General features: G+C 64.7%; 21 protein-coding genes. 12 read left to right on the top strand and 9 right to left on the bottom strand.

Going from position 1 to position 24,935, the window contains the following annotated elements; translation table 11 throughout:
- The first annotated feature begins 1 nt into the window (after nt 1).
- Nucleotides 2-1,492 (top strand): aldehyde dehydrogenase, encoded by a 1,491-nt coding sequence (locus NKJ11_RS23845; protein ID WP_352441988.1) that lies wholly within the window; start codon nt 2-4, stop codon nt 1,490-1,492.
- A 151-nt stretch (nt 1,493-1,643) separates the two neighbouring features.
- Nucleotides 1,644-2,600: a LysR family transcriptional regulator gene (locus NKJ11_RS23840; protein ID WP_023809423.1), complete on the top strand. Its 957-nt coding sequence runs from the start codon at nt 1,644-1,646 to the stop codon at nt 2,598-2,600.
- A 6-nt stretch (nt 2,601-2,606) separates the two neighbouring features.
- Here the strand turns inward: NKJ11_RS23840 and argE are convergent, their stop codons facing one another.
- Nucleotides 2,607-3,767, bottom strand: coding sequence for an acetylornithine deacetylase (gene argE / locus NKJ11_RS23835; protein ID WP_023809422.1), 1,161 nt, complete (start codon nt 3,765-3,767; stop codon nt 2,607-2,609).
- Between the two features lie 273 nt (nt 3,768-4,040).
- Here argE and NKJ11_RS23830 point away from each other — a divergent pair, with 273 nt between their 5' ends.
- The 10 genes from NKJ11_RS23830 to NKJ11_RS23785 all read left to right on the top strand — a co-directional run bounded on the left by NKJ11_RS23830 (nt 4,041) and on the right by NKJ11_RS23785 (nt 17,512).
- Nucleotides 4,041-6,110: an oxidoreductase gene (locus NKJ11_RS23830; RefSeq protein ID WP_352794378.1), complete on the top strand. Its 2,070-nt coding sequence runs from the start codon at nt 4,041-4,043 to the stop codon at nt 6,108-6,110.
- Nucleotides 6,111-6,192: 82 nt separating this feature from the next.
- Nucleotides 6,193-6,795: an ANTAR domain-containing response regulator gene (locus NKJ11_RS23825; protein ID WP_013530455.1), complete on the top strand. Its 603-nt coding sequence runs from the start codon at nt 6,193-6,195 to the stop codon at nt 6,793-6,795.
- A gap of 2 nt (nt 6,796-6,797) precedes the next feature.
- Nucleotides 6,798-8,036, top strand: a complete 1,239-nt coding sequence (locus NKJ11_RS23820; protein WP_352551663.1) for a CmpA/NrtA family ABC transporter substrate-binding protein — start codon at nt 6,798-6,800, stop codon at nt 8,034-8,036.
- 356 nt (nt 8,037-8,392) lie between these two features.
- Nucleotides 8,393-9,709, top strand: a complete 1,317-nt coding sequence (locus NKJ11_RS23815; protein ID WP_352794377.1) for a CmpA/NrtA family ABC transporter substrate-binding protein — start codon at nt 8,393-8,395, stop codon at nt 9,707-9,709.
- A 67-nt stretch (nt 9,710-9,776) separates the two neighbouring features.
- Nucleotides 9,777-10,667 (top strand): nitrate ABC transporter permease, encoded by an 891-nt coding sequence (gene ntrB, locus NKJ11_RS23810; RefSeq protein WP_352794376.1) that lies wholly within the window; start codon nt 9,777-9,779, stop codon nt 10,665-10,667.
- A 10-nt stretch (nt 10,668-10,677) separates the two neighbouring features.
- A complete protein-coding gene (locus NKJ11_RS23805; RefSeq protein ID WP_023809417.1) occupies nt 10,678-11,475 on the top strand; it encodes an ABC transporter ATP-binding protein in 798 nt (265 codons plus the stop codon).
- 4 nt (nt 11,476-11,479) lie between these two features.
- A complete protein-coding gene (gene nirB / locus NKJ11_RS23800) occupies nt 11,480-13,930 on the top strand; it encodes a nitrite reductase large subunit NirB (protein ID WP_352610874.1) in 2,451 nt (816 codons plus the stop codon).
- 5 nt (nt 13,931-13,935) lie between these two features.
- Entirely contained in the window at nt 13,936-14,265 is a 330-nt protein-coding gene (nirD, locus tag NKJ11_RS23795; RefSeq protein ID WP_352551520.1) for a nitrite reductase small subunit NirD, read from the top strand.
- Between the two features lie 4 nt (nt 14,266-14,269).
- On the top strand, nt 14,270-17,146 hold the full coding sequence (locus tag NKJ11_RS23790; RefSeq protein ID WP_023809414.1) for a nitrate reductase: 2,877 nt from the start codon (nt 14,270-14,272) through the stop codon (nt 17,144-17,146).
- A gap of 99 nt (nt 17,147-17,245) precedes the next feature.
- On the top strand, nt 17,246-17,512 hold the full coding sequence (locus NKJ11_RS23785; protein ID WP_023809413.1) for a BrnA antitoxin family protein: 267 nt from the start codon (nt 17,246-17,248) through the stop codon (nt 17,510-17,512).
- 17 nt (nt 17,513-17,529) lie between these two features.
- Here the strand turns inward: NKJ11_RS23785 and NKJ11_RS23780 are convergent, their stop codons facing one another.
- The 8 genes from NKJ11_RS23780 to NKJ11_RS23745 form a co-directional block, all read right to left on the bottom strand.
- Nucleotides 17,530-17,886 (bottom strand): cupin domain-containing protein, encoded by a 357-nt coding sequence (locus NKJ11_RS23780; RefSeq protein ID WP_023809412.1) that lies wholly within the window; start codon nt 17,884-17,886, stop codon nt 17,530-17,532.
- Nucleotides 17,887-17,895: 9 nt separating this feature from the next.
- A complete protein-coding gene (locus NKJ11_RS23775; RefSeq protein ID WP_023809411.1) occupies nt 17,896-19,278 on the bottom strand; it encodes an NAD(P)/FAD-dependent oxidoreductase in 1,383 nt (460 codons plus the stop codon).
- Nucleotides 19,279-19,307: 29 nt separating this feature from the next.
- Nucleotides 19,308-20,417 carry an ABC transporter ATP-binding protein gene (locus NKJ11_RS23770; protein WP_352794375.1) on the bottom strand — a complete coding sequence of 370 codons (1,110 nt, stop codon included), beginning with the start codon at nt 20,415-20,417 and terminating at the stop codon, nt 19,308-19,310.
- Nucleotide 20,418: 1 nt separating this feature from the next.
- A complete protein-coding gene (locus NKJ11_RS23765) occupies nt 20,419-21,207 on the bottom strand; it encodes an ABC transporter permease (RefSeq protein ID WP_023809409.1) in 789 nt (262 codons plus the stop codon).
- Nucleotides 21,204-22,112, bottom strand: a complete 909-nt coding sequence (locus NKJ11_RS23760) for an ABC transporter permease (protein WP_023809408.1) — start codon at nt 22,110-22,112, stop codon at nt 21,204-21,206. Before NKJ11_RS23760 ends, NKJ11_RS23765 begins: the two co-directional genes overlap by 4 nt.
- Before the next feature lie 24 nt (nt 22,113-22,136).
- On the bottom strand, nt 22,137-23,216 hold the full coding sequence (locus NKJ11_RS23755) for an extracellular solute-binding protein (RefSeq protein ID WP_023809407.1): 1,080 nt from the start codon (nt 23,214-23,216) through the stop codon (nt 22,137-22,139).
- Nucleotides 23,217-23,219: 3 nt separating this feature from the next.
- Complete coding sequence (locus tag NKJ11_RS23750) at nt 23,220-23,912, bottom strand: helix-turn-helix domain-containing protein (RefSeq protein ID WP_023809406.1); 693 nt, start codon at nt 23,910-23,912, stop codon at nt 23,220-23,222.
- Between the two features lie 135 nt (nt 23,913-24,047).
- Nucleotides 24,048-24,935: ROK family protein (locus NKJ11_RS23745; RefSeq protein ID WP_352794373.1), on the bottom strand; the 888-nt coding region annotated here is incomplete at its 5' end.

The following is a 24,935-nucleotide window of genomic DNA, read 5'->3' as shown; positions in this document are numbered from 1 at the left end:
GATGAGCGAGCTCAGCCACAAGGACTGGATCGGCAAGGCGTCCGCGATCCGTTTTCGCGACAAGGCGTTCATCGACGGCAAGACGGTCGCGGCGCGTTCGGGCCGGACCTTCGCCAGCGTCAATCCGGCGACCGGCGAGGTGCTGGCCGAAGTGGCGTCCTGCGGCGAGGAAGACATCGATCTGGCGGTTGCCGCAGCGCGGCGCAGCTTCAACACCGGCGTCTGGTCGCGGACCAGCTCGGCGCACCGTAAGGAGGTTCTGCTGCGGCTGGCGCAATTGCTGCGCGAAAACCTGCATGAACTGGCTCTGCTGGAATCGCTCGACATGGGCAAACTGGTCAGGGATGCGGCCGCGGTCGACGTCCCCGGCTCGGCAGCGATCTTTCAATGGTATGGCGAGGCCATCGACAAGATCTATGGCGAAGTGGCGCCGACCGGCGAAGGTGATCTGGTGCTGGTGCGGCGCGAACCGCTTGGCGTGGTCGGCGCGGTGGTGCCTTGGAATTTCCCGCTCGATATGGCGACGTGGAAGTGCGCGCCGGCACTGGCGGCAGGCAATTCGGTGGTGCTCAAACCCGCCGAGCAGTCGCCTTTGTCGGCCCTGCTTCTGGCGGAACTGGCAATGGAAGCGGGCCTGCCTGCAGGCGTGCTCAATGTCGTGCCCGGCCTTGGCGAAACCGCCGGCCAGGCGCTTGGCCGCCATATGGATGTGGATTGCCTCGCCTTCACCGGTTCGACCGCCGTGGGCAAGATGTTCCTGCAGTATTCCGGCCAGTCGAACATGAAGCAGGTCTGGCTGGAGACCGGTGGCAAGAGCCCGAACCTCATCTTTGCCGATTGCGGCGATCTCGACGCGGCAGCCGACATGGCGGCCTTCGGCATCTTCTTCAACCAGGGCGAGGTCTGTTCCGCCAATTCACGCCTGCTCGTCCAGCGCGGCATCAAGGATGCTCTGGTGGAGAAACTGGTGCAACGTGCGGCGGTCACGCAGCCCGGCGATCCGCTCGATCCGGCTTCGAAAATGGGCGCGATGGTCGATAGTCGCCACGCCGCCAACGTCATGCGCTTCGTCGAGGCCGGCAAGAAAACCGCGCGCCTGGTCGCGGGCGGCGACCTGGTCACGGTCAACGGGCGCGGCAGCTTTGTCCAGCCGACCATCTTCGACGATGTCGCGCCTGCCGATCCGATTGCCCGCGACGAGATCTTCGGGCCGGTGCTTTCGGTCATCGCCTTCGACGACGAGGCCGACGCGATCCGCATCGCCAATGACAGCCCTTATGGGCTGGCCGCATCGCTGTGGACCGACAGCCTGTCGCGCGCGCATCGTATCGCGGGCCGGCTGCATGCCGGCACGGTTTCCGTCAACACGGTCGACGCGCTGAGCCCGATGACGCCGTTCGGCGGTTTCAAGCAATCCGGCTTCGGCCGCGACCTGTCGCTGCATGCGCTCGACAAATACACCGCGCTCAAAACGACATGGATCAAGTACTGATGGGCGCCTAAAGCGCATCGCGATTGAACGGATTCACGCGATGCGCTTTAGGCCTTTGCTCTATGCATGTCGTTTGCGCAAAACCGGGGCCACTTTTGCGCGACATGCATTAGGCTTGATCGAAGCCCTCAAACCGGCAACATAGCCAGCCATGCCGCTACGCTTCACGCTCAGACAGCTGGAATATTTCGTCGCCGTGGGCGAAGCCGGCTCCATCGCCAAGGCGGCCGAACAGGTCAATGTCTCGCCGCCGTCGATTTCGGCTTCCATCGCCCAACTGGAAACCGAGTTCGGCGTCCAGCTTTTTGTCCGCAAGCATTCGCACGGTCTCTCGCTCACGGCCGGCGGCCGCGTCTTCCTCAAGGAAGCCGCCCGGCTGCTCAACGATGCCGACGCCTTGCACGACGTCGCCGGCGACTTTGCCGAAAAGGTGCGTGGTCCGCTGGCGGTAGGATGCCTGCTGACGTTTGCGCAGATCGTGCTGCCGGCGCTGCGCATGCGGTTCGAGCGCGCCTATCCCGATGTGCGCGTGCGCCAGTTCGAGCGCAATCAGGGGCAATTGCTCGAGATGCTGCAGCGCGGTGAAATCGATCTTGCACTGACCTACGATCTCGAACTGTCGCAGGACATGACCTTCGAGCCGCTGATGCTGGTGCCGGCCTATGTCATGCTGCCGGCGGGGCATCGCTTCGCGGCAAAGGCGTCGATCACGACGGAGGAATTGGCCGATGAGCCGATGGTGCTGCTCGACCTGCCGTTCAGCCGCGAATATTTCCTTTCTGCATTCCACCAGCGCGGGATCCGCCCCAACATTGCCGAGCGCACCGGCGACATCGCCGTCATGCGTTCCATGGTGGCCAACGGCTTCGGCTACGGCATCGCCAATATGCGGCCGCTCAACACGCTGGCGCCGGACGGCAAGCCGCTGGTCTTCGTGCCGTTGGACGGCGATCTGCGGCCGCTGACCATGGGCGTCGCCTTGCCCAGTTCCGAACACCGCACGCAAACCGTCCAGGCGTTCATCGACCACTGCCGGCATTTCGTCGTCGAGCAAGGCGTGTTCGGCGCCGAGCGGGCTGTCGGCCAGGCAGCACTTCCACAGAAGTAGCCCCGGTTAAGCCAACTGCTGGTCGGCAAGCCGCTGCAGCAATTTTTCCAGCATGCCGTCGCAGCGGCGCATCTGCTCGACGCTGACGAACTCATCCGGCTTGTGTCCCTGCGCCATCGATCCCGGTCCGCACACGACCGTCGGCGTGCCGAGATCGCGGCTGAACAGGCCGCCCTCCGTACCGTAGGCAACCTTGATGGTGTTGTTGGCGCCGGTCAGCGATTTGATGAAAGCGACGGCTTGCGAACTGGCCGGCGTGTCCAGGCCGGGATAGGTGTTGGTGATGTCTATGTCGATCGCCGCCTCGGGGGCGGTGGCCGAGGCTTCGGATGCAATATGAGCAGCCTCCTTGCGCAGACGGTCGAGAATCTCGTGCGGATCGTCGGCCGCGACATTGCGGATCTCGAAGTCGACCTGGCAGAGGTTCGGCACGATGTTCAGCGCCACGCCGGCGTTGATCTTGCCGACATGGACGGTCGTGTAGGCAATGTCGTAGTCGCCGTCGCGGGCGCCATCGCGCACCAGCCGATCCTGCTCGCGGCGCAAGGCGGCGACGAAGTCGCAGCCGAGATGGATGGCATTGAGCGCCAACGGGGCCAGCGCCGAATGGCCTTCGCGGCCTTTGCAGAGCGCGCGTGCGGCAAGCTTGCCCTTGTGGCCCGTCGCCACCTGCATGTCGGTGGGCTCGCCGACGATGCACAGCAAGGGCCGCTGCGGGGCTGCTTGCAGCATGTCGATCAGGCTGCGCACACCAATGCAGCCGATCTCCTCGTCGTAGGAGAGTGCCAAATGCAGCGGCGTGCGCAGCGTCATTTTCGAGGCTTTCAGGCACGCCGCGAGCGCGCAGGCCACAAAACCCTTCATGTCGGCTGTGCCACGTCCGTAAAGCTTGCCGTCTCGGCTCGTCATCTCGAAGGGCGGCAGCGTCCAGGCTTGGCCGTCGACGGGGACGACGTCGGTGTGACCGGACAGCATGATGCCGGAAGCGTCGGCCGGTCCGATGGTGGCAAAGAGGTTGGCCTTGTGGCCGTCCTCGCTGTGGATGATCTGGCTGGCAATGCCATGCGCGTCCAGCAGCTCCGCCACGTAGCCGACGAGGGCGAGGTTCGAATCGCGGCTCACCGTCGGGAACGCGATCAGTTTTTCAAGGATCTGGATGCTGTCCATGCGTCTTGTGTCTCATTGGCCGTCGGCACTTCTAGCATCGGGCGGCCGCGGCCTTGAAGTCGCATTTGGCTCAGCCGGGATTCAGCGGATGCTAATCCCGGCGGGCGATTAGGCGCGTCCTAACCGGCACAGAAGAAATCTGTTGTTTCCCGGCGCTTGTCGCAATTTATGAATGGTCTCAAGGCATCAACCCACTGGGCTGGCCGGCTTGCACCTTGGCTCGAAACCATGATCGGGCATGTGCAAGGCGACGCTGGCAGGAAGGCACGTTCCATGCGCGATCCGCGCTACGACATTTTGTTCGAGCCCGTGAAGATCGGTCCGGTGACCGCCAAGAACCGCTTCTACCAGGTTCCGCATTGCAATGGCGGCGGCTACCGCGACCCTTCGGCCGCAGCCGAGATGCGCCGCATCAAGTCGGAAGGCGGCTGGGGCGTCATCTTCACCGAGCAGACCGAGATGCACCATACTTCGGAGATCACGCCCTTCATCGAGCTCAGGCTGTGGGACGATGCCGATATCCCGGCACTGGCGAAGATGGCCAAGGCCATGCACCAGCATGGCGCGCTGGCCGGTATCCAGCTGGCCTATTCAGGCATCAACGGGCCGAACCTCTACACCAAGGAAGTGCCGCGCGGGCCATCGGCCTTGCCGATCCGGACCTTCACCAACGATCCGGTTCAGGCGCGCGCCATGGACAAGCAGGATATACGCGACCTGCGCCGCTGGCACCGCAATGCATTCAAGCGTGCCAGGCTTGCGGGATTCGACCTGGTCTGCCTCTACGGCGCGCATGGCTTCGGCATCATCCAGCACTTCCTGTCCACCGCCACCAACCAGCGCAGCGACGAATATGGCGGCTCGCTGGAAAACCGCTCGCGGTTGATGCGTGAGTTGATCGAAGAGGGCAGGGATGCCATCGGCGACACGTGCGGCCTGACGCTGCGGCTGTCGCTGGACGAGATGATCGGCGAGCTTGGCTTCGCCAACTCCGAAGTGCGCGACATGATCGAGATGCACGCCGACCTGCCAGACCTCTGGGACCTGGCGCATGGCGCGTGGGAGGATTGTTCGGGGCCGTCGCGGTTCAAGGAGGAGGGCGCGCAGGAGAGCCTGGTGTCCGGCATCAAGACGCTGACCTCCAAGCCGGTCGTCGGTGTCGGCCGCTTCACCTCGCCGGATGTGATGGTGAAGATGATCAAGTCCGGTACGCTCGATTTCATCGGTTGCGCGCGCCCGTCGATCGCCGATCCCTTCCTGCCGAAGAAGGTGGAGGAGGGTCGGATCGAGGACATTCGCGAATGCATCGGCTGCAACATCTGCATCACCGGCGACATGACCATGTCGATCTCGCGCTGCACGCAGAACCCGACCTTCATGGAAGAGTGGCGCAAGGGCTGGCATCCCGAACGCATGCAGGCCAAGGGCGACAGCGACAGCGTGCTGATCGTCGGCGCCGGCCCGACCGGGCTGGAGGCGGCGCGTGCGCTCGGCCTGCGCGGCTATCAGGTGGCCATCGCCGAAGCCGGCACCGAACTCGGCGGCCGCGTGGCGCGCGAATGCCGCTTGCCCGGTCTCTCGGCATGGGGACGCGTGCGCGACTACCGCCAGTACCAGATCAGCCAGATGTCCAATGTCGACGTCTATTTCGAAAGCCGATTGTCGGCGCAGGAGATACTGGACTTCGGCTTTCAGAACATTGCGCTTGCCACCGGATCGACATGGCGCCGTGACGGCGTGGCGCGCGCGCATGTCGTGCCGATGCCGGCGGACCCGGCCATGCCGGTCTATACGCCGGACGATCTGATGGGCGGCAATGTGCCCACCGGCACTGTCGTGCTGTTCGATGACGATCACTATTACATGGGCGGCGTTCTGGCCGAGCTGATGGCGCGCCAGGGCGCGAAGGTGACGCTGGTGACACCGTCGGCCTATGTGTCCGACTGGACCCGCAACACGCTGGAGCAGGGCGCCATCCACCGCCGGCTGGCCGAACTCGGCGTCGATATCGTGCTGAATCGGATTGTGACCCGCATCGTGGCGGGTGGGGTTGCCACTGCGTGTGCCTATACGGGAAGCCAACGCGACATCGCCGCGGACGCCGTCGTGCTCGTGACGTCGCGCCAACAGGACGATCGCGTCTGGTGCGAGCTGAAGGCGCGGAGGGATGAATGGGCCGATAGCGGCATCCGCTCGATCAAAATCATCGGCGATGCCGAGGCGCCGGGTCCGATCGCCTGGGCAACCTACGCCGGCCACCGCTTCGCCCGCGAGCTGGACGAAGCCGATATTGGCGACGCACTGCCCTTCCGCCGCGAGGTCACGGCGCTGGCGGCGGATTAGGCGCCTGCGGCGCGGTTAGCGAATCTCGGGTTGTTCAACCATACCGCATTGCACAATTCCTCCGCTTGGTCACAATGCAGGCATGGTTCGAACCGCACTCGCCGTCCTGGTGATCGACGAAAACCGCATCCGCGCCGCGATCATCGAGGCGGGGTTGCGCGAGGCCGGCCATGAGCGGGTCACCGTCATCCATGATGTGACCGGCATTGCGCGGCGGATCGCCGAGATCGAGCCCGATGTCATCGTCATCGATCTCGAAAACCCTAATCGCGACATGCTGGAAAACATGTTCCAGCTTTCGCGTGCCGTAAAACGGCCGATCGCCATGTTCGTCGACCGCTCGGACCAGGCCTCGATCGAGGCGGCGGTCGATGCCGGCGTTTCGGCCTATGTCGTCGACGGTCTGCGGCAAGAGCGCGTCAAACCCATTCTCGACATGGCGGTCAGCCGCTTCAACGCTTTTTCGCGCATGGCGCGCGAACTGGAAGAGGTTCGCGGCGAGCTCGAGAGCCGTAAGGTGATCGATCGTGCCAAGGGCATATTGATGAAGTCGCGCGGCCTCTCCGAAGAGGCCGCCTACACGCTGCTGCGCAAGACGGCGATGAACCAGAACCGCAAGATCGGCGACATCGCCCAGAGCCTGGTGACTGCCGCCGGGTTGCTGGGGCCGGCGGAGGACGAATGAGCATGGACGCCGCGCACCAGATCACCGCTGGCTTCATGCCGCTTTTCGACAGCGCCGTGCTGGTCGCGGCCGGTGAGCTTGGCTTTGCCGCACGAGAAGGCATCGACCTCACCCTGCACCGCGAGACGTCCTGGGCTAACATCCGCGACCGCATCGCCATCGGTCACTTCCATCTGGCGCATATGCTGGGACCGATGCCGCTCGCCTGCAATCTCGGGCTGACGCCGCTCGCTTCGGAAACCATCGTGCCGTTCTCGCTCGGACTCGGAGGCAATTGCGTCACCGTCTCCAACACTGTGTGGGCCGGAATGGTGGCGCACAGCGCCGAAGCCGATCTCGACCCCGCGCGCGCCGGTGCGGCGCTGCGCGCGCTCATTCGCGAGCGCGCTGCGGCCGGTGGCGACCCGCTGCGCTTCGCCGTGGTGCATCCGCATTCCGGGCACAATTACGAATTGCGCTATTGGCTCGCCGCCTGCGGCATCGATCCGACGCGCGAAATCGAGATCGTCATCGTGCCGCCGCCCTTCATGGCCGATGCACTGGCCGCCGGCCGCATCGACGGCTACTGCGTAGGCGAACCCTGGAACAGTGCTGCGGTTGCCGCCGGCACCGGGCATATCGTCACCGTCAAGGCGCGGATATGGCGTAACAGCCCGGAGAAGGTGATCGGCGTGCGCAAGGCCTGGGCAGACGAAAACCCCGAGGCCTTGGCGGCGCTGCTGCGCGCGCTGCATCACTCGGCACGCTGGTGCCAGGATCCGGCCAACCATGGCGAATTGGCTGCCGTCATGGCGCAGGCCGGCTTTCTCGGCCTGCCGCCGGCCGTGCAGATGCCGATCCTGACCGGCCATCTCCGACTGGGCGGCGGCGCGGAGCGGAGCATCGACGACTTCTTCCTCCCCTTCGACAAGGCGGCGAACTTTCCGTGGAAGAGCCATGCGCTGTGGTTCTACACGCAGATGGTGCGCTGGGGGCACGTGGCGCACACGCCGGAAAACCTTGCCATCGCCCGCAACTGCTACCGGCCCGACCTCTACCGTTCGGCTCTGAAGCCGCTTGGCGTGGCGCTTCCCGGCGCCAATTCGAAAGTCGAGGGTGCGCTCCAAGTTGCCACCGCGGTCGGCGCGACAGGCGCCGGCCTTGTGCTCGGTCCGGACGGTTTCTTCGACGGCCAGATCTTCGATCCGGACGAGGTCGACGCGTACATTGCCGGCCAGAAATCGGCTCGCGCGGAAGCCTGATCATTTCCGCGTCATTCTTGTGCATTGCACAAAAATTGTGCGCGCGATTGCCCGAATGAGCAATCTTTGACCTTCCGGCCATAGGACCCGGCGCGTCCGCGATCGGCGCGGGTTACTGATTTAATTGATCTTTTTCGCCTCTCTCGAAACTGGCACGGTTCCTGCTTTGAAATAGGCAGGCCCTTCGCGGGTCACGGAACAGGCGTCCAATGGCGGGCGCCACAGGCAAAGCTGCCGCTCAGGTTAATGCGCGCTCCCGGTCACCGGGACGCGATGACCTGGCTGGCGGCTTTTTTGTTTTGATCAACACGCAATCGACGACGCGGATCCCAAGCCGCGCCCAACCGGAGACGACGATGACGAAACGGATCAGGACTGGAACGACCCTCAAGGACATGACGCGCCGCGATTTTCTGGTCAGCAGCGCGATGACGGCGGGCCTGTTCATGGCGGCCCGCAAGCTCTTCCCTTCCGGTGCCTATGCCGCCACCGCCACTCCGGAGGTCACCGGCGCCAAGCTCGGCTTCATTGCCCTCACCGATGCGGCACCGCTGATGATCGCCAAGGAGAAGGGGCTGTTCGCCAAGTTCGGCATGCCCGATGTCGAGGTGCTCAAGCAGGCCTCCTGGGGTGCGACACGCGACAATCTGATGCTCGGCGGCGCGGCCAACGGCATCGACGGCGCCCATATCCTGACGCCGCTGCCTTACCTTATGCACGCCGGCAAGGTGACGCAGAACAACCAGCCGATGCCGATGGCGATCGTGGCGCGGCTCAACTACGACTGCCAAGGCATTTCGGTCGCCCAGGAATATGCCGGCACCGGCGTCGGCCTCGATGCCTCGAAGCTGAAAGACGCCTTTGCCGCCAAGAAGGCGGCCGGCAAGGAAATCAAGGCCGCCATGACCTTCCCGGGCGGTACGCATGATTTGTGGCTGCGCTACTGGCTGGCCGCCGGTGGCATCGACCCCGACAAGGACGTTTCGACCATCGTCGTGCCGCCGCCGCAGATGGTGGCCAACATGAAGGTCGGCAACATGGACGTGTTCTGCGTCGGCGAGCCGTGGAACGAGCAGCTCGTCCATCAGGGCGTCGGCTTCACCGCCGCCACGACGGGCGAATTGTGGAAGGGCCATCCGGAAAAGGCGCTCGGCCTGCGTGCCGAATTCATCGAGAAATACCCGAACGCCACCAAGGCGATCCTGATGGCCGTCATGGAAGCCCAGCAATGGTGCGAGGCCAGCGACAACAAGGACGAGATGGCCGCCATCATCGGCAAGCGGCAATGGATGAACGTGCCTGTCGCCGACATCATCGGCCGCCTCAAGGGCGACATCAACTACGGCAATGGCCGTGTCGCCAACGGCACCGATCTCTACATGAAGTTCTGGAAAGGCGGCGTCTCCTATCCGTTCAAGAGCCACGATGCGTGGTTCCTCGCCGAGAACATCCGCTGGGGCAAGTTCGCGCCGACCACCGACATCAAGGCGCTGGTCGATCAGGTCAACCGCGAGGATCTGTGGCGCGAGGCGGCCAAGGATCTCGGCGTCGCGGCGGCCGACGTTCCGGCGTCGTCGTCGCGCGGCGTCGAGACCTTCTTCGACGGCAAGATCTTCGATCCGGCCAATCCGTCGGCCTATCTCGACAGCCTGAAGATCAAGGCATCGGCGTAGCACAACCGCAAGCGGCGCCCTGCGCCGCTTGCGATCACTACCTGCCCCCAAGGAGTTTTTCTCAGACATGTCGATCCAGACTATCGAGGACACAAAGGTGAAGGCGTTCCCCCCGAAGCAGGCGGAGGTCATCGCCTTCACCGCCAAGGCACGACGCCGCTTCGATCCGCTGGCGATTGCCGGCAAACTGGCGAGCGCGCTGGTGCCGCCCATCATCGTCATCGCGCTGATGCTGGTCGTCTGGCAGATCGCCTGTTCGTCGCCCACATCAAGCCTGCCGCCGCCGACCCAGGTGTGGAACGAGGCCTACGATTTGATCGCGCATCCGTTCTTCGACAATGGCCCGCAGGATATCGGCCTGGCATGGCGCGTGCTGATCTCGCTGCAGCGTGTCGCCATCGGTTTCGGCCTGGCGGCGGTGGTCGGCGTCGCGCTCGGCGCGCTGGTCGGCCAGTCGATCTGGGCGATGCGCGGCCTCGACCCGGTGTTCCAGATCCTGCGCACGGTGCCGCCGCTGGCCTGGCTGCCGCTGTCGCTGGCGGCGTTCCGCGATTCCAGCCCGTCGGCGATCTTCGTCATCTTCATCACGTCGATCTGGCCAATCATCATCAACACCGCCGTCGGCGTGCGCAACATCCCCGAGGATTACCGCAACGTCTCGCGCATCCTGCGGCTCAACCAGTTCGAATTCTTCGTCAAGATCATGGTACCGGCCGCCGCGCCCTACATCTTCACCGGCCTGAGGATCGGCATCGGCCTGTCCTGGCTCGCCATCGTCGCCGCCGAAATGCTGACCGGCGGCGTCGGCATCGGCTTCTTCATCTGGGACGCGTGGAACTCGTCGCGGCTGCCCGACATCATCGTGGCGCTCGCCTATATCGGCGTCACCGGCTTCTGCCTCGACCGTCTGGTCGCGGCGGTCGGCGCCTTCGTCACCCGCGGCACAACGGCAAAGTGAGGAGAGGGCGATGACGGCCTATCTGAAGCTCGACCATATCGACAAATCCTTCTCGCGTGGTGCCCAGGTCAGCGAGGTGTTGAAGGACATCAGGCTGACCATCGACAAGGGCGAATTCGTCTCCATCATCGGCCATTCCGGCTGCGGCAAGTCGACCCTGCTCAATCTGATCGCCGGGCTGACCAAGGTGTCCGCCGGCGCCGTGCTGCTCGAGGACAAGGAGGTCGACAGCCCCGGTCCCGAACGCGCCGTGGTGTTCCAGAACCACTCGCTGCTGCCGTGGCTGACCGTCTATGAAAACATCAACCTGGCGGTGTCGAAGGTTTTCGGTCGCTCGAAAAGCAAGGCCGAGCGGCATGACTGGATCATGCGCAATCTCGACCTCGTGCAGATGGCGCATGCCAAGGACAAGCGCCCGGCCGAGATATCGGGCGGCATGAAGCAGCGCGTCGGCATCGCCCGGGCGCTGGCCATGGAGCCGAAGATCCTGCTGCTCGACGAGCCGTTCGGCGCGCTCGACGCGCTGACGCGCGCGCATCTGCAGGACGCGGTGATGGACATCCATTCCAGGCTCGGCTCGACGACGATCATGATCACCCATGATGTCGACGAGGCGGTGCTGCTGTCCGACCGCATCGTCATGATGACCAATGGCCCGGCGGCAACCATCGGCGAAGTGCTTGCCGTGCCGCTGGCGCGGCCGCGCCGGCGCGTCGAACTCTCTTCCGACCGGACCTTCCTGCGCTGCCGCGAGGCGGTGCTGAAGTTCCTCTACGAACGCCACCGCTTCGTCGAAGCCGCGGAGTAGCACCATGAGCGAAAGACTTGTCATCATCGGCAATGGCATGGCCCCGGGGCGCATGCTGGAGCACCTGCTGGAACAGGCTCCGGGCCGCTACACCGTCACCATTTTCAACGCCGAGCCGCGCGTTAATTACGACCGCATCATGCTGTCGCCGGTGCTGTCGGGCGAGAAAGCCTATGAGGAGATCATCATCCACGGCGACGGCTGGTACATCGCCAACAACATCACCCTCTACAAGGGCCACAAGATCGTCGCCATCGACCGAGCGGCGAAGACCGTCACCTCCGATCATGGCGTCACCGAACCCTATGACAAGCTCGTCATCGCCACCGGCTCGGTGCCGTTCATCATTCCGGTGCCCGGCCATGACCTGCCGGGCGTGCTGACCTATCGCGATCTCGACGACGTGCAGGCGATGATGCTTGCCGCCCAGTCGCGGGCCAAGGCGGTGGTCATCGGCGGCGGCCTGCTCGGGCTGGAGGCGGCAGCAGGGCTGAACGCGCAAGGCATGGACGTCACCGTGCTGCATGTCATGCCGACGCTGATGGAGCGCCAGCTCGATCCCGCGGCCGGCTATCTCTTGCAGCGTGCGGTGGAACAGCGCGGCATCAAGGTCATCACCAAGGCCAACACACAGGCGATCACAGGCAACGGCAAGGTCGGGCAGGTGGAGCTCGCTGACGGCACCATTATCCCAGCAACGCTTGTGGTGATGGCCGTCGGCATCAGGCCGAATTCGGCGCTGGCGAAACAGGCCGGCATCGCCGTCAACAGGGGCATCGTCGTCGACGCCGGCATGCGCAGCAACGATCCCGACATCTACGCGCTCGGCGAATGTGCCGAGGTCAACGGCCAAGTCTACGGCCTCGTCGCACCGCTCTACGAGATGGCGCGCGTGACCGCCAGCCAGCTTGCCGGCGACGCGGCGGCGGCCTTCGTCCATATGGACACGCCGACCAAGCTCAAGGTCACCGGCATCGAGCTGTTCTCGCTCGGCGACTTCGCCGAGGGCGAGGATCGCCAGGAGATCGTGCTGCGCGACGCCGCCGCAGGCGTCTACAAGCGCCTGGTGCTGAAGGATGACCGCATCATCGGCACCGTGCTCTATGGCGAGACGGCTGACGGCGCCTGGTTCAACGACCTCAAGAAGAAGCAGACCGACATTTCCGAAATGCGCGACACGCTCATCTTCGGCCAGTCCTACCAGGGGGGTGCCCCGCTGGACCCTATGGCGGCCGTTGCAGCCTTGCCGGATGATGCGGAAATCTGCGGCTGCAACGGCGTTTGCAAGGGAAAGATCACCGGCGCGATCACGGCCAAGGGCCTGACCTCGCTTGACGACGTGCGCGCCCACACCAAGGCGTCGGCCTCCTGCGGCTCCTGCACCGGGCTGGTTGAAAAGCTGATGGTGCTGACCCTCGGCGACACGTACAACCCCGCCGCCGTGCAGCCGATGTGCTCCTGCACCACCCTCGGCCATGACGAGGTGCGCCGGCTGATCAAGGCCAAGAGCCTGAAGACCATTCCCGCCGTCATGCAGGAACTGGAATGGACGACCTCCTGCGGCTGCGCCAAATGCCGGCCGGCGCTCAACTACTACCTCGTCTGCGACTGGCCGGATGACTACGCCGACGATTACCAGTCGCGCTTCATCAACGAGCGCGTCCACGCCAACATCCAGAAGGATGGGACCTATTCGGTGGTGCCGCGCATGTGGGGTGGGGTGACCAATGCCGCCGAACTGCGCGCCATCGCCGACGTCGTCGACAAGTTCGAAATTCCGATGGTCAAGGTCACCGGCGGCCAGCGCATCGACATGCTCGGCATCCGCAAGGAGGACCTGCCGGCAGTGTGGGCCGATCTCGGTCAGGCCGGCTTCGTCTCCGGCCACGCCTATGCCAAGGGGTTGCGCACGGTGAAGACCTGCGTCGGCTCAGACTGGTGCCGGTTCGGCACGCAGGATTCTACGGGCTTCGGCGTCCGCATCGAAAAATTCATGTGGGGCTCGTGGACGCCGGCCAAGGTCAAGATGGCGGTGTCGGGCTGTCCAAGGAACTGCGCCGAGGCGACCTGCAAGGATGTTGGCGTGATCTGCGTCGACTCCGGCTACGAAATCCATTTCGCCGGGGCGGCCGGCCTCGACATCAAGGGCACCGAGGTGCTGGGCCTGGTCAAGACCGAGGACGAGGCGCTGGAGCATATCGTGGCGCTGACGCAGATGTATCGCGAGCAGGGCCGCTATCTCGAGCGCATCTACAAATGGGCCAAGCGCATCGGCATCCCCGAGATCAAGCGTCAGATCATGGACGATGGCGAGAAGCGCAAGGCTTATTACGACCGCTTCGTCTTCAGCCAGAAATTCGCCCAGGTCGATCCGTGGTCGGAACGCGTTTCCGGCAAGGACAAGCATGAATTCCGGCCGATGGCCTCTGTCGGGTTTGCGCAGGCGGCGGAGTGACAATCATGAACTGGGTATCAATCGGCTCTATCTCGGACATCCCCCGCCGCGGCGCGCGCTGCGTCGCCACCCCGGAAGGCAAGATCGCCGTCTTCCGCACCGCCGACGATCAGGTCTATGCCATCGACGACCATTGCCCGCACAGAGGCGGACCGCTCAGCCAGGGCATCGTGCACGGTGCGGCGGTGACCTGTCCCTTGCACAATTGGGTGATTTCGTTGGAGACGGGCAAGGCGCTCGGCGCCGACGAGGGCGCGGTGCGCACCATTCCGGTGCGGGTCGAAGGCGAGCATCTGTTCATTGCGCTGGAAGCGCTGGCCAGCCGCGCGGCCTGAACCCATGGAGATCGACGAAGCGCGCGAGGTGAGGACCACCTGCCCCTATTGCGGGGTGGGCTGCGGCGTGCTGGCGAAGGCCACCGCGGACGGGCAGGTGTCCGTCCGCGGCGACCCCGACCACCCGGCCAATTTCGGCCGGCTCTGCTCCAAGGGCTCGGCACTCGCCGAGACCATCGACCTCGATGGCAGGCTGCTGCATCCGGAGGTCCACGGCCGCCGCGCCGGCTGGGACGAGGCGCTCGACCTTGTCGCCTCGACCTTCTCGCAAACCATCGCCGAGCATGGCCCGGATGCGGTCGCCTTCTATGTTTCGGGCCAGTTGCTGACCGAGGACTATTACGTCGCCAACAAGCTGATGAAGGGTTTTGTCGGCTCGGCCAACATCGACACCAATTCGCGCCTGTGCATGGCCTCCTCGGTCGCCGGCCACCGCCGCGCTTTCGGCTCCGACACCGTGCCGGGAACCTATGAGGATCTGGAATTGGCCGACCTGATCGTGCTGGTCGGCTCCAATCTCGCCTGGTGCCATCCGGTGCTCTACCAGCGCATCGCGGCTGCCCGGGAAAAGCGGCCGGAGATGAAGATCGTCCTGGTCGATCCGCGGCGCACCATGACCGCTGACATCGCCGACATGCATCTGGCGATCGCGCCGGATGGCGACGTCGCTTTGTTCACCGGGCTGCTCGCTTATCTCGGCCAGCACAATGCGCTCGACCGCGCCTACATCACGACGCACACGACCGGCTTCGGGCAAGCGCTTTTCGCGGCCTCCGCGCTCGACCTGGCCGGCGTCGCTGCCGGCACGGGCCTGAGCGAGGACGAGCTTGGCCGTTTCTACAGCCTGTTTGCGGCAACGGCGAAAACGGTGACGGTTTACAGCCAGGGTGTGAACCAGTCGTCATCCGGCACCGACAAGGTCAACGCCATCATCAACTGCCATCTCGCCACCGGCCGCATCGGCAAACCCGGAGCAGGGCCGTTTTCGGTGACCGGCCAGCCCAACGCCATGGGCGGCCGCGAGGTCGGCGGCATGGCCAACATGCTCGCCGCGCATATGGAAATCGAAAACCCCGACCATCGCGACCGCGTGCAGCGCTTCTGGAACGCGCCGGCCATTGCCGGAAAGCCCGGCCTGAAGGCAGTCGAGATGTTCCAGGCGCTGGCCGACGGGCGGATCAAGGCGCTGTGGATCATGGCCACCAACCCGGTCGATTCGATGCCGGACGCCGATGCCGTCGAGGCGGCGATCAAGGCGTGCCCGTTCGTGGTGGTGTCGGACGTGCTGGCCCAGACCGACACCGTCCGCCACGCCCATGTCCGGCTGCCCGCCGCCGCCTGGGGCGAGAAGGATGGCACCGTCACCAATTCAGAGCGCCGTGTGTCGCGCCAGCGCGCGTTTTTGCCCGTGCCCGGCGAGGCAAGGCCCGACTGGCGGATTGTCGCTGAGGTCGGCAAGCGGATGGGGTTTGGCGAGGCGTTTTCCTATGCGACGCCAGGGGAGGTGTTTGCCGAGCATGCCGCGCTGTCAGGATTCGAGAATGATGGCGCGCGGGATTTCGATATTGGTGCTTATGCCGGGGTTGATGCGGAGGAGTATGAGGCGCTGGAGCCGTTCCAATGGCCGGCGCCGAGCCCAGCCACCCCCCTCTGGCCTGCCGGCCATCTCCCCCGCAAGGGGGGAGATCGGCTGCCACCACGGCCTTCGCCAATTACAAACAATGCAGGAGATATGCGAGCATCAAAGCTGCCAATCTCCCTCCTTGCGGGGGAGATGTCCGGCAGGACAGAGGGGGGTGCTCAAGCTCGACATCAGTCGGACGAGCATCTTCGGGCCGGGCAGAGGCTGGAAGGTAACACCACCCGCTTCTTCGCCGACGGCAATTTCTACACGCCCGACCGCAAAGCGCGCTTCATCGCCATCCGCCCCACCACGGAAGTCCGCACCAGCCCGGACTATCCGCTGATCCTCAATACCGGCCGTATCCGCGACCATTGGCACACCATGACGCGAACCGGCAAAAGCCCGCGTTTGTCGCAGCACATCGCCGAGCCCTTCGTAGAAATCCACCCGGCGGATGCGCAGCGCTTCGGCATCGGCGACGCCGACATCGCGCGGGTTTCCAGCCCGCGCGGCGACGTGCTGGTGCGCGCGCTGGTGACGGCGCGCCAGCGCCAGGGCAGCCTGTTTGCGCCGATGCACTGGACCGATCAGTTTGCGGCAAGGGGCCGGCTCGACACGCTGACCGCGCCGCTGACCGATCCCATTTCCGGCCAGCCGGCGCTGAAACATGTCGCCGCCCGCATCGAGAAATTCGCCGCAAAGGCCTTTGGCTTTGCGGTGACGCGGCGCAGGCCTGAGCCTGATACCGCGGCCTACTGGGCCGTGGCCAAATGCAAGGGCGGCTGGCGGGTCGAGCTTGCCTTTGCCGAAGACGACATCGATTGGGCTGGCTTTGCCGGGTCACTGTTCGGCGTGTCACCGGGTGCGGAAATGCTCGCCTATCATGACCGCGACGCCGGCCAGCATCGCATCGCCGCCTTCGACGGCGATCAACTGTCAGCCGCCTTGTTCGTCGCACCCGGCCCGGTCGCCGTGTCGCGCGGCTGGGCGGCGGAACAGTTGAGTGCCGATCATGTCGACCGGCGCGGCAGGTTGGCGATCGTAGCCGGACGACCGGGCGGGATCGACGTCGACCGCGGCGCCATCGTCTGCTCCTGTTTCGGCGTCGGCGCCAACCAGATCGCGGAAGCGGTGCGCGGCGGCTGCGGCAGCGTTGCGGCGATCGGCACGGCCCTGCATGCCGGCACGAATTGCGGCTCCTGCCGCGCCGAGATCAGGGTCATCATCGACGCGCAGAGTCTTCAAGCAGCCGAGTGATTGTCCCGACCAAAGGGGCCTGCGCGACGGCGCTGGTTGGGCTATGGTGGCGCAAGCGTGCCACGTCGTGCACGAATCGTCTTCAGTCAGGGTCATCCGATGGCAAATCCCCCGCGTCGACCGACAAATCCGATGACGGCCGCCGAGGCGGCTTTCAAGCCGGTGAAGAAGCCGGCCGCGCCGGTTCGTGAGCCCTCCGCCGCTCCAGGCGTCAGGGAGCTTGTTTCGATCCGGATCGATCGCGCCGTGCTGGACCACTTCCAGGAGGATGGGCCGGGCTGGCAGGACCGCATCAACGACGCCTTGCGGCAGGCGATAGAAGGCAAGCCTGTTGTTGCCGAGGATGATCGTTCAGACGACGAGTAGCGGCTGTTCCAGTCAGCTCACGCCTCGAAGTGCAGGATATAGAGCTTGCGCGTCTTCTCGTGGATCGTCCATTCGCCTTTCCAGCCTTTCGGCAGCACCAGCATTTCGCCCGGACCGACGTCCTCGCTGCGGCCATCGGGACCATGCAGCGAGACCCGACCTGACACGATGTGGCAGGTTTCGGAATTGCTCTCGCGCGATGCGGTGAAGCGGCCGGGCGTGCACTCCCAGACGCCGACTTCCAGTGTGCCGTCAGGCGAGGTCCACAGCGTCTTCGCTGCTTCGAGCTGATCGCCGCTGATCGAGGTCGGCTTGGGCTCAGGCTCGCCGAGGTCGATGGAAGCGAGATGGGCGAAGGTCTGGAAGTCGGTCATGGCGGTCTCTCAATGTCCTGTGATGCGGTCGGCGATTGCGGCCAGTTTCGACGTATGCTGGAGGCCGGCTTCCTCGCGCTCGTCGGCGACGCGATAGAGCTGATACATCGAGTGGACGCCGAGCCAGCGCATCGGCTCGGGCTCCCATTTGCTCACCTGGCGGTTGACCCAGGGCAGGCGGGTCAGTTCGGTGTCGCGGCGCAGGATAAGGTCGCGCAGCGTGCGGCCCGAAAGGTTGGAACTTGAGACGCCGAGCCCGACATAGCCGCCGGCCCAGCCGATGCCGGTTTCAGGGTCGAGGCCTGATGTCGTGCACCAGTCGCGCGGCACGCCCAGAACGCCGCACCAGGCGTGGTCGATGCGAAGCCCGGCTGTCTGCGGCAGAAGCCGGGTGAGGATCGCGTGCAGGCTTTCGATCGTGGCCTGCTGCGTCTGGCCGCGCACATCCGTTTGCGAGCCGTAACGATAGGGCACGCCGCGCCCGCCCATGGTGATGCGGCCTTCCCGGGTGCGCTGCGCATAGCAATAGGCGTGCGCGGCGTCACCGAGAAGCTCATGGCCCTCCCAGCCGATCTCGTCCCATAGCGATTGCGGCAGCGGCTCGGTGATGATCTGCGCGCTGTTGAGCGGCAGCCAGAGCCGCTCATTGCCTGATATGCCGGCCGTGAACCCTTCCGTGGCGCGGATGATGATCGGCGCGCGCACGGTGCCGCGGTTCGTCGTGACCTTGCCCTTCTCGATGCCGGTCACGGTGGTCTGCTCGTAGATCGGCACGCCAAGCCGCTCGACGGCTTCGGAGAGCCCACGCACCAGCTTGGCCGGCTGCACGCGCGCGGTGCCGTGGTGGACATAGCCGCCAAGCACATTTTTGATGTTGATGCGGGCCTTGGCCTCTGCCTGGCCAATCAGGCTGACGCGGTCCTGCGGCACGCTCCAGCCGATCGCATCGGCATAGGCGGCCTTGATCCGTTCGAGCTGCGGCGGGTTGGTGGCGACCGTCAGATTGTCGACGCGGCGGATGTCGGCATCGATGCCTTCGGCCTCGGTCACCGCGATCACTTCGTCGACCGTGCCATGCATGGCGGTTTCCATGTCGATGACGGCGCCGCGCGTCGAGGTCCGCAGATATTTCTCGCGCGACCAGCTGAAGCCGCCGGACAGCCAGCCGCCATTGCGGCCCGACGCGCCGAAGCCGGCGAACTCCCTTTCGACGATGGCGATGCGGATCGAAGGATCGGCCTTCTTCAGATAGTAAGCTGTCCACAAGCCGGTGTAGCCGGCGCCGACGATGCAGACATCGGCTTCGAGGTCACCCGGGAGCGGCGCGCGATAGGCCGGCAGCCCGATGTCGGCATACCAGAACGAGACGTTGCCGTTGACTTTGGCGTCCATGTCTAAAAATCCTGCGGGGAAAAGAGCGATCAGGTCATCGTCGTGTCGGCGCGATCGTCGTCGGCAAGAAGTTTTGCATCGACTACCGACCAGCGCAGATCGACCGTGTCACCAATCGAGAACGGTGTGGCTTCCAGCGACGAGCGCACGATGGCGACCGAGCCATCGCGAAGCGTCACCTGGTATTTCGAACCCGACCCCAGATAGATCGCCTCGCTGACCTCACCGGTGAGGCTGTTCTGCCCGGCGGCGGGAGGCGTGTTGGTGCCGGCAAGCGAGAGCTTTTCCGGCCGCAGCAGGACCACCGGTTTGCCTCCGCCGGCAAGCTTGCCGTTGGCCACGATCTTCTGGCCGGCGATCGTCAGGCTGGTCTCGTTTCCTGACGTCTGGGCGGTGCCACGCAAACTGGTCGATTCGCCGATGAACTTGGCCACGAACAAGGTCGTCGGCTCGTCATAGAGCTGGCGGCCGGTTCCGACCTGTTCGATGCGCCCCTGGTTGAACACGGCGATGCGGTCGGACAGAACCAGCGCTTCTTCCTGGTCGTGCGTCACATAGACGAAGGTGGTGCCGAGTTCGCGGTGGATGCGCTTGATCTCCAGCTGCAGCCATTCGCGCAGTTTCTTGTCGAGCGCGCCGAGCGGTTCGTCCATCAACAGCAGCGGCGGATCGAAGACGATGGCGCGCGCCAGCGCCACGCGCTGCTGCTGGCCGCCGGAAAGCTCTGAGGGATAGCGATGCGCGAAATCGGCCATCTTGACCATGTCCAGCGCTCGCACGACGAGACGGTCGCGCGCCTGCTTGTCCATGCCGCGCAAGGTGAGGGGATAGGCGACGTTCTTGCCGACGGTCATGTGCGGAAACAGCGCGTAGTGCTGGAACACGACGCCGATGTTGCGCTTGTGCGCCGGCAGGGCGACGATGCTGTTGCCGCCGACGGCAAGATCGCCTGCGGTGAGGTCGGTGAAGCCCGCAACGACGTTGAGCGTGGTCGTCTTGCCCGAGCCGCTAGGCCCCAGCAGCGTCATGAACTCGCCGGGCTCGATATGCAGGCTGACATCGTCGAGCGCGGTGAAATTGCCGTAGCGCTTGGTTGCGCCCTTGATGTCGATGGCCGCGCCACGTTCCCTCGCAGTCATCTCAACTCCTCGTCGATTTCGAGCTGATGATCAGCCCGGCGCTGATGATCAGCGTCGTGGCAATGAAGATGATGGTTCCGACGGCCGTCACCGTCGGGTCGGCGTCGCGGGTGATGCTGGTGAAGATCTGCACCGGCAAGGTCTTGAGGTAGGGACTGGTGATGAACAGCGCGACGATGATTTCATCGAAGGAGGTGACGAAGGCAAACAAAAGCCCGGACAGGATACCGGGCGCGATCAGCGGCAAGGTCACGGTGCGGAATGTGGTGAAGCGGTTGGCGCCGAGGCTGGCCGCCGCCGTTTCCAGCCGCACGTCGAAGACTTCGAGGCTTGCCGATACGGCGATGATGACGAAGGGGATCGCCAGCATCGTGTGCGCGATGACGAAGCCGGTGGTGGTGCCGACAAGCTGGTAGTCGAGGTAAACGGCATAGATGCCGATCGCCAGCACCACGCCGGGCACGATCATCGGCGTGATCAGGATGGCGCGCAGCAGGCCGGCGCCGGAATGTTTCATGCGGCTGAGGCCAAGCGACGCCAGCGTGCCGATCAGCGTGGCGGCAACGGCGACGAGGCCCGCGACCCTGAGCGAATTGAAGAAGCTCGACAGCCAATCGGGATTGGTGAAGAAATTCGCGTACCACTGCCAGGAGAAGCCGGACGGCGGGAAAGCGAGCGACTTCTTCTCGTTGAACGACATCGGGATGATGACCAGCGTCGGCATCACCAGCCAGACGGCGACCAGCAGGCAGAACAGGCCGAGCAGAATGCGGAACGGCGTTTGTCTCATGATCTGGACGCCTGCTTGTGGCGCTGGCGCATCAGCGGTGCGGCGAGCGCCAGCAGCACGAAGGTCGCGACCAGCAGGACGACGCCCATGGCGCCGCCTCGGCCCCAGTTGAGCAGGCTGAGCACCTGGCTCTGCACCAGCGTCGACAGCATGGTGCTGCGCGGGCCGCCGAGCAGGGCCGGCGTGATGTAGAAGCCGAGCGACAGGATGAAGACGATGATGGCGCCGGCGAAGACGCCGGGCAGCGACAACGGCAGATAGATTTCCAGGAAGGCGCGTGCCGGGCGCGCACCAAGGCTGCGCGCCGCCTGCACGAGGCGCAAATCGATGCCGCGCATGACCGAATAGAGCGGCAGGATCATGAACGGCAGCAACACCTGCGCCATGCCGATGACGACTCCGGTCTGCGTGCGGATCAGCTTCACGCCGTCAAAGCCGAGCAGCCTGATCACCGAATTGATGATGCCGGAATCTTGCAGCAGGATGACCCAGGCCAAGGTGCGCACCACGCCGCTGACCCAGAACGGCACCAAAACGCACAAGATGAGGACGAGTCGCAGGCGCGGCTCGACGGCCGTCATGAGATAGGCGTAGGGGTAGGCCGCGATGACGCAGACGATGGTGACCCAGGCGGCGATGGAAAAGGTGCGCCACAGGACGGTGACGTTCACCGGCGTGGAGAAGAACCAGACGTAGTTCTGCAGGCCCCAGGCCGGGTCCGAAAAACTGCGCAGCGTGACGGTCAGCAAGGGATAGCCCATAGCCGCGATAAGCAGGAGCAGGGCCGGCATCGCCAGCAGGGACGGATAGGCGGCAAGGCGCAGGCGCCGCTGCGGCCCCTGCACGGCACCTGACGGCCGGGAATGATCACCCCCGGCCGTCGGCGTATGCGATGTCTGGCTCACGCCGTCACCTCAGTGATAGCCGGCTCAGTTGCCGGCCATCAGCGCCGTCCACTTGTCGGACGCGGCGGCGAAATTGGCGACCCAGAACTTGATGTTCTGCTGGTAGCCGAGCTTCGCGTGGTCCGGCGTGTTGGTCAGGAAGGCGGCGACGGATGCGTCGACCTTGGGCTGCGCCTCGTTGTTGATCGGCGAGTAGGACGTCTGCTCGGTCAGGATCTCCTGCGACTTCTTGCCGAGATAGGCGTTGATCAGCGCGTAGGAGGCATCGGTGTCCTTGGCGCCGACCGGGATGGTCAGCTGATCCATGACGACCAGCCAGTCCTTCCACACCGGCGTATAGGCAGCGCCATTCTTGACCGCCGTCATGGCGCGGCCAGTCCACATGATGATCATGTCGGCCTCGCCGGATTCGGCAAGCTGCTGGGATTCTGCGCCGGTCTTCCAGAAGATGGTGTCGGGGCCGATCGCCTTGATCTTGGCGATGCCCTTGTCGATATCGGCAGGCGTCATGGCGTCGACCTTGCCGCCGTCGGCCAGGATGGCCTGTTCGATCAGGCCGCCGAGCGGGCTGCCACTGCCGTCGATGGCACGGGTGCCGGGGAATTTCGCGGTGTCGAAGAAATCCTTCCAGTCCTTTGGCGGATTGTCCTTGTACGTGTCGTTCTTGTACATCAGGACCATGCCGTAGTTCATCGCCGGCACGCTGCATTCGCCGACCTGTCCGGGCGGGATGTGCGAGATGTCGAGCTTGGTCAGATCGAGTTTCTGGAACAGTTTTCCGCAATGCACGAAGGGCGGAAAATCGTCTGTGTCGACGACATCCCAGGTCACATTGCCTGATTCGACCTGCGCCTGAAGCTTGGCGATTTCGGTCGGTCCGTCGTTCAAAAGCTTGACGCCGCTCTTGTCGACGAATTCCTTGAGCGCGGCAACCTGGCCGTCCTGGTAGATGCCGCCATAGGAGACGAAGGTCAGCGTCTTGCCCTTCAACGAGCCGTCGACCACGGTTCCGGCCGGCGGCGCGTTCTGCGCGTGAGCGGCGGCTGCGAGCAAGGCCAGTGCGGCGGCGCCGACAAATCCGGCCAATCTTGATCTGCTTCCCATTTTCTAACCCTCCGATGGCTCGCTGTTTGATTTTGGCAGGCCGGGCGCGAGCGTTTTCCGGGCTACATATTGATCGAGGTCGACAGCGCCGCTTGTCGGCGGCGCGATGATCCACAGCACCTCGGCCACCGCATCGCCGACATTGATCGTCCGGTGCGGCGTCGAGGTCGAATATTCGATGCTGTCGCCCTCTTCGAGGGTGAAGCTCTCGTCGCCGAGCGTCAGTTGCACGCGTCCGCGCAGCACGAGGAACATCTCGCTCGCGTTGCCATGCGTATAGGGCACGTCGCCGGTGGAGCCGCCGACGGCGAACTCGCCGCAATAGACTTCCATCTCGCGGATCGGCCGGCGCGACAGCAGCGTCTTGCGGTAGCCTTCGCTGGTCGGCAGCGCCGGCCGCTCGGCGCGTGTCAGCACCGCGTGCGGCGACACTTCGCAGTCGTCGAAAAGATCGGCGAGGCTGATGCCGAGCGCATTGGCGATCAGCATCAATGTGCTGGTGTTGGCGCCGGAAAGGCCGCGCTCGAGCTGGCTCAGGAAGCTGGCGGTGGTGCCGATCATGCCGCCGAGCTGGCGCAGCGTCAGGCGCCGCGTGGTGCGATAGGCCTTGATGCGATCGCCCAATACCGTCGAGCGGCGCGCTTCGGCGCTGGTTGCGGCATTGTCATTGAGTGCGTGATCCGCAGCGATTTTCATGGCGATCTCAGGGTTCACTTAACATGCTATTAAGTGAGGCGTCCTGGCAAGTAGATTCGCTTGGTCACCTGAAAATCATCGATGGACCTGCAGAGGGTGCATGATCGGCAGACCGGCAACGCCGGTTCGGCTCGATCACTGGATCATGAAGCGCGAACTGAACGGCAGGCTTGCCGCGCCGACGGCCTTCGGGCTGATGCTGACCCGCGCGGGCAGCGCTTCGATGCCGGGGAATTCCCGGCCGATGTCGTCGCACAAGGCCTCGGCGATCTTTTGCGGCGCATAGCTGGACAGGACGACCGAACTGAACTCGACAAACTGGGTCAGCGCGGAGATCGACGCTTTCAGGCGGTCGGAACACTCGCCCAGCCATGCGCTGTAGGCCTCGCCCAGGTCAGGCCACTCAGGGCTGCTGCTCCAGATGATTTCGGACGGGCGCCCGCGCATGGCCAGTTCGCTCTCCAGGCGCATCAGGCCATGATCGAAGCTGGCGCTGGAGTTTCCCTTGTAGATCTGGTGGTTGAGGATGAGCCTGCTCTGCAGCCGTGCTCCCAGATAGAAGAACAGATAGTCGTTGAGCGGCTTTGCGACGCCGAACATGCTCTCGCCGCCAGCTGCCGCGGTGATGTCGTTCTGCACGAAAACCGGCAGCTTGATCTGTTCCTCGATCTCCCCCTGCAAGGCTTTCAGCGAGGTGCTCGATCCGTTGCGGGTTGCAGCCATCGTGTCGACATCGTCGGGAACGGCCAGGCCGATGCCGGCAACCCGGCTGCGCGCCTCGACCGGCAGGCTGGTCATGGCTTGCCTGATCGCGCCGAACAGATCGCCGCTTTGCGGAAAGGGATTGGCTTCATCCGCCGGCAATTGCGTGTGGAAGCGCACGGTGCCGATGAAATCGATGAGTGCGATGTCGATCCGGCGTAGGGGGAAACCCCCCCCCACCCCCAAAGCGCCCCCCGGGGGGGGCGGAAGGCGGGTTGGGGGCGGGCCGCCCCGGCCCCCCGGCGCCCCGCCCTGGCGGCA

Origin of the sequence: Mesorhizobium sp. M0243 (genome assembly GCF_040321775.1) — a bacterium.
Classification (GTDB): Bacteria; Pseudomonadota; Alphaproteobacteria; order Rhizobiales; family Rhizobiaceae; genus Mesorhizobium.
The sequence above is the reverse complement of the archived record's forward strand: the minus strand, read 5'-3'. Positions and strand labels throughout refer to the sequence as shown.

Excerpts from the sequence above, each read along its gene's own strand:
- NKJ11_RS23845 (WP_352441988.1), top strand. The coding sequence starts at position 2 with ATGAGCGAGCTCAGCCACAAGGACTGGATCGGCAAGGCGTCCGCGATC.
- NKJ11_RS23840 (WP_023809423.1), top strand. The coding sequence starts at position 1,644 with ATGCCGCTACGCTTCACGCTCAGACAGCTGGAATATTTCGTCGCCGTG.
- argE (WP_023809422.1), bottom strand. The coding sequence starts at position 3,767 with ATGGACAGCATCCAGATCCTTGAAAAACTGATCGCGTTCCCGACGGTG.
- NKJ11_RS23830 (WP_352794378.1), top strand. The coding sequence starts at position 4,041 with ATGCGCGATCCGCGCTACGACATTTTGTTCGAGCCCGTGAAGATCGGT.
- NKJ11_RS23825 (WP_013530455.1), top strand. The coding sequence starts at position 6,193 with ATGGTTCGAACCGCACTCGCCGTCCTGGTGATCGACGAAAACCGCATC.
- NKJ11_RS23820 (WP_352551663.1), top strand. The coding sequence starts at position 6,798 with ATGGACGCCGCGCACCAGATCACCGCTGGCTTCATGCCGCTTTTCGAC.
- NKJ11_RS23815 (WP_352794377.1), top strand. The coding sequence starts at position 8,393 with ATGACGAAACGGATCAGGACTGGAACGACCCTCAAGGACATGACGCGC.
- ntrB (WP_352794376.1), top strand. The coding sequence starts at position 9,777 with ATGTCGATCCAGACTATCGAGGACACAAAGGTGAAGGCGTTCCCCCCG.
- NKJ11_RS23805 (WP_023809417.1), top strand. The coding sequence starts at position 10,678 with ATGACGGCCTATCTGAAGCTCGACCATATCGACAAATCCTTCTCGCGT.
- nirB (WP_352610874.1), top strand. The coding sequence starts at position 11,480 with ATGAGCGAAAGACTTGTCATCATCGGCAATGGCATGGCCCCGGGGCGC.
- nirD (WP_352551520.1), top strand. The coding sequence starts at position 13,936 with ATGAACTGGGTATCAATCGGCTCTATCTCGGACATCCCCCGCCGCGGC.
- NKJ11_RS23790 (WP_023809414.1), top strand. The coding sequence starts at position 14,270 with ATGGAGATCGACGAAGCGCGCGAGGTGAGGACCACCTGCCCCTATTGC.
- NKJ11_RS23785 (WP_023809413.1), top strand. The coding sequence starts at position 17,246 with ATGGCAAATCCCCCGCGTCGACCGACAAATCCGATGACGGCCGCCGAG.
- NKJ11_RS23780 (WP_023809412.1), bottom strand. The coding sequence starts at position 17,886 with ATGACCGACTTCCAGACCTTCGCCCATCTCGCTTCCATCGACCTCGGC.
- NKJ11_RS23775 (WP_023809411.1), bottom strand. The coding sequence starts at position 19,278 with ATGGACGCCAAAGTCAACGGCAACGTCTCGTTCTGGTATGCCGACATC.
- NKJ11_RS23770 (WP_352794375.1), bottom strand. The coding sequence starts at position 20,417 with ATGACTGCGAGGGAACGTGGCGCGGCCATCGACATCAAGGGCGCAACC.
- NKJ11_RS23765 (WP_023809409.1), bottom strand. The coding sequence starts at position 21,207 with ATGAGACAAACGCCGTTCCGCATTCTGCTCGGCCTGTTCTGCCTGCTG.
- NKJ11_RS23755 (WP_023809407.1), bottom strand. The coding sequence starts at position 23,216 with ATGGGAAGCAGATCAAGATTGGCCGGATTTGTCGGCGCCGCCGCACTG.
- NKJ11_RS23750 (WP_023809406.1), bottom strand. The coding sequence starts at position 23,912 with ATGAAAATCGCTGCGGATCACGCACTCAATGACAATGCCGCAACCAGC.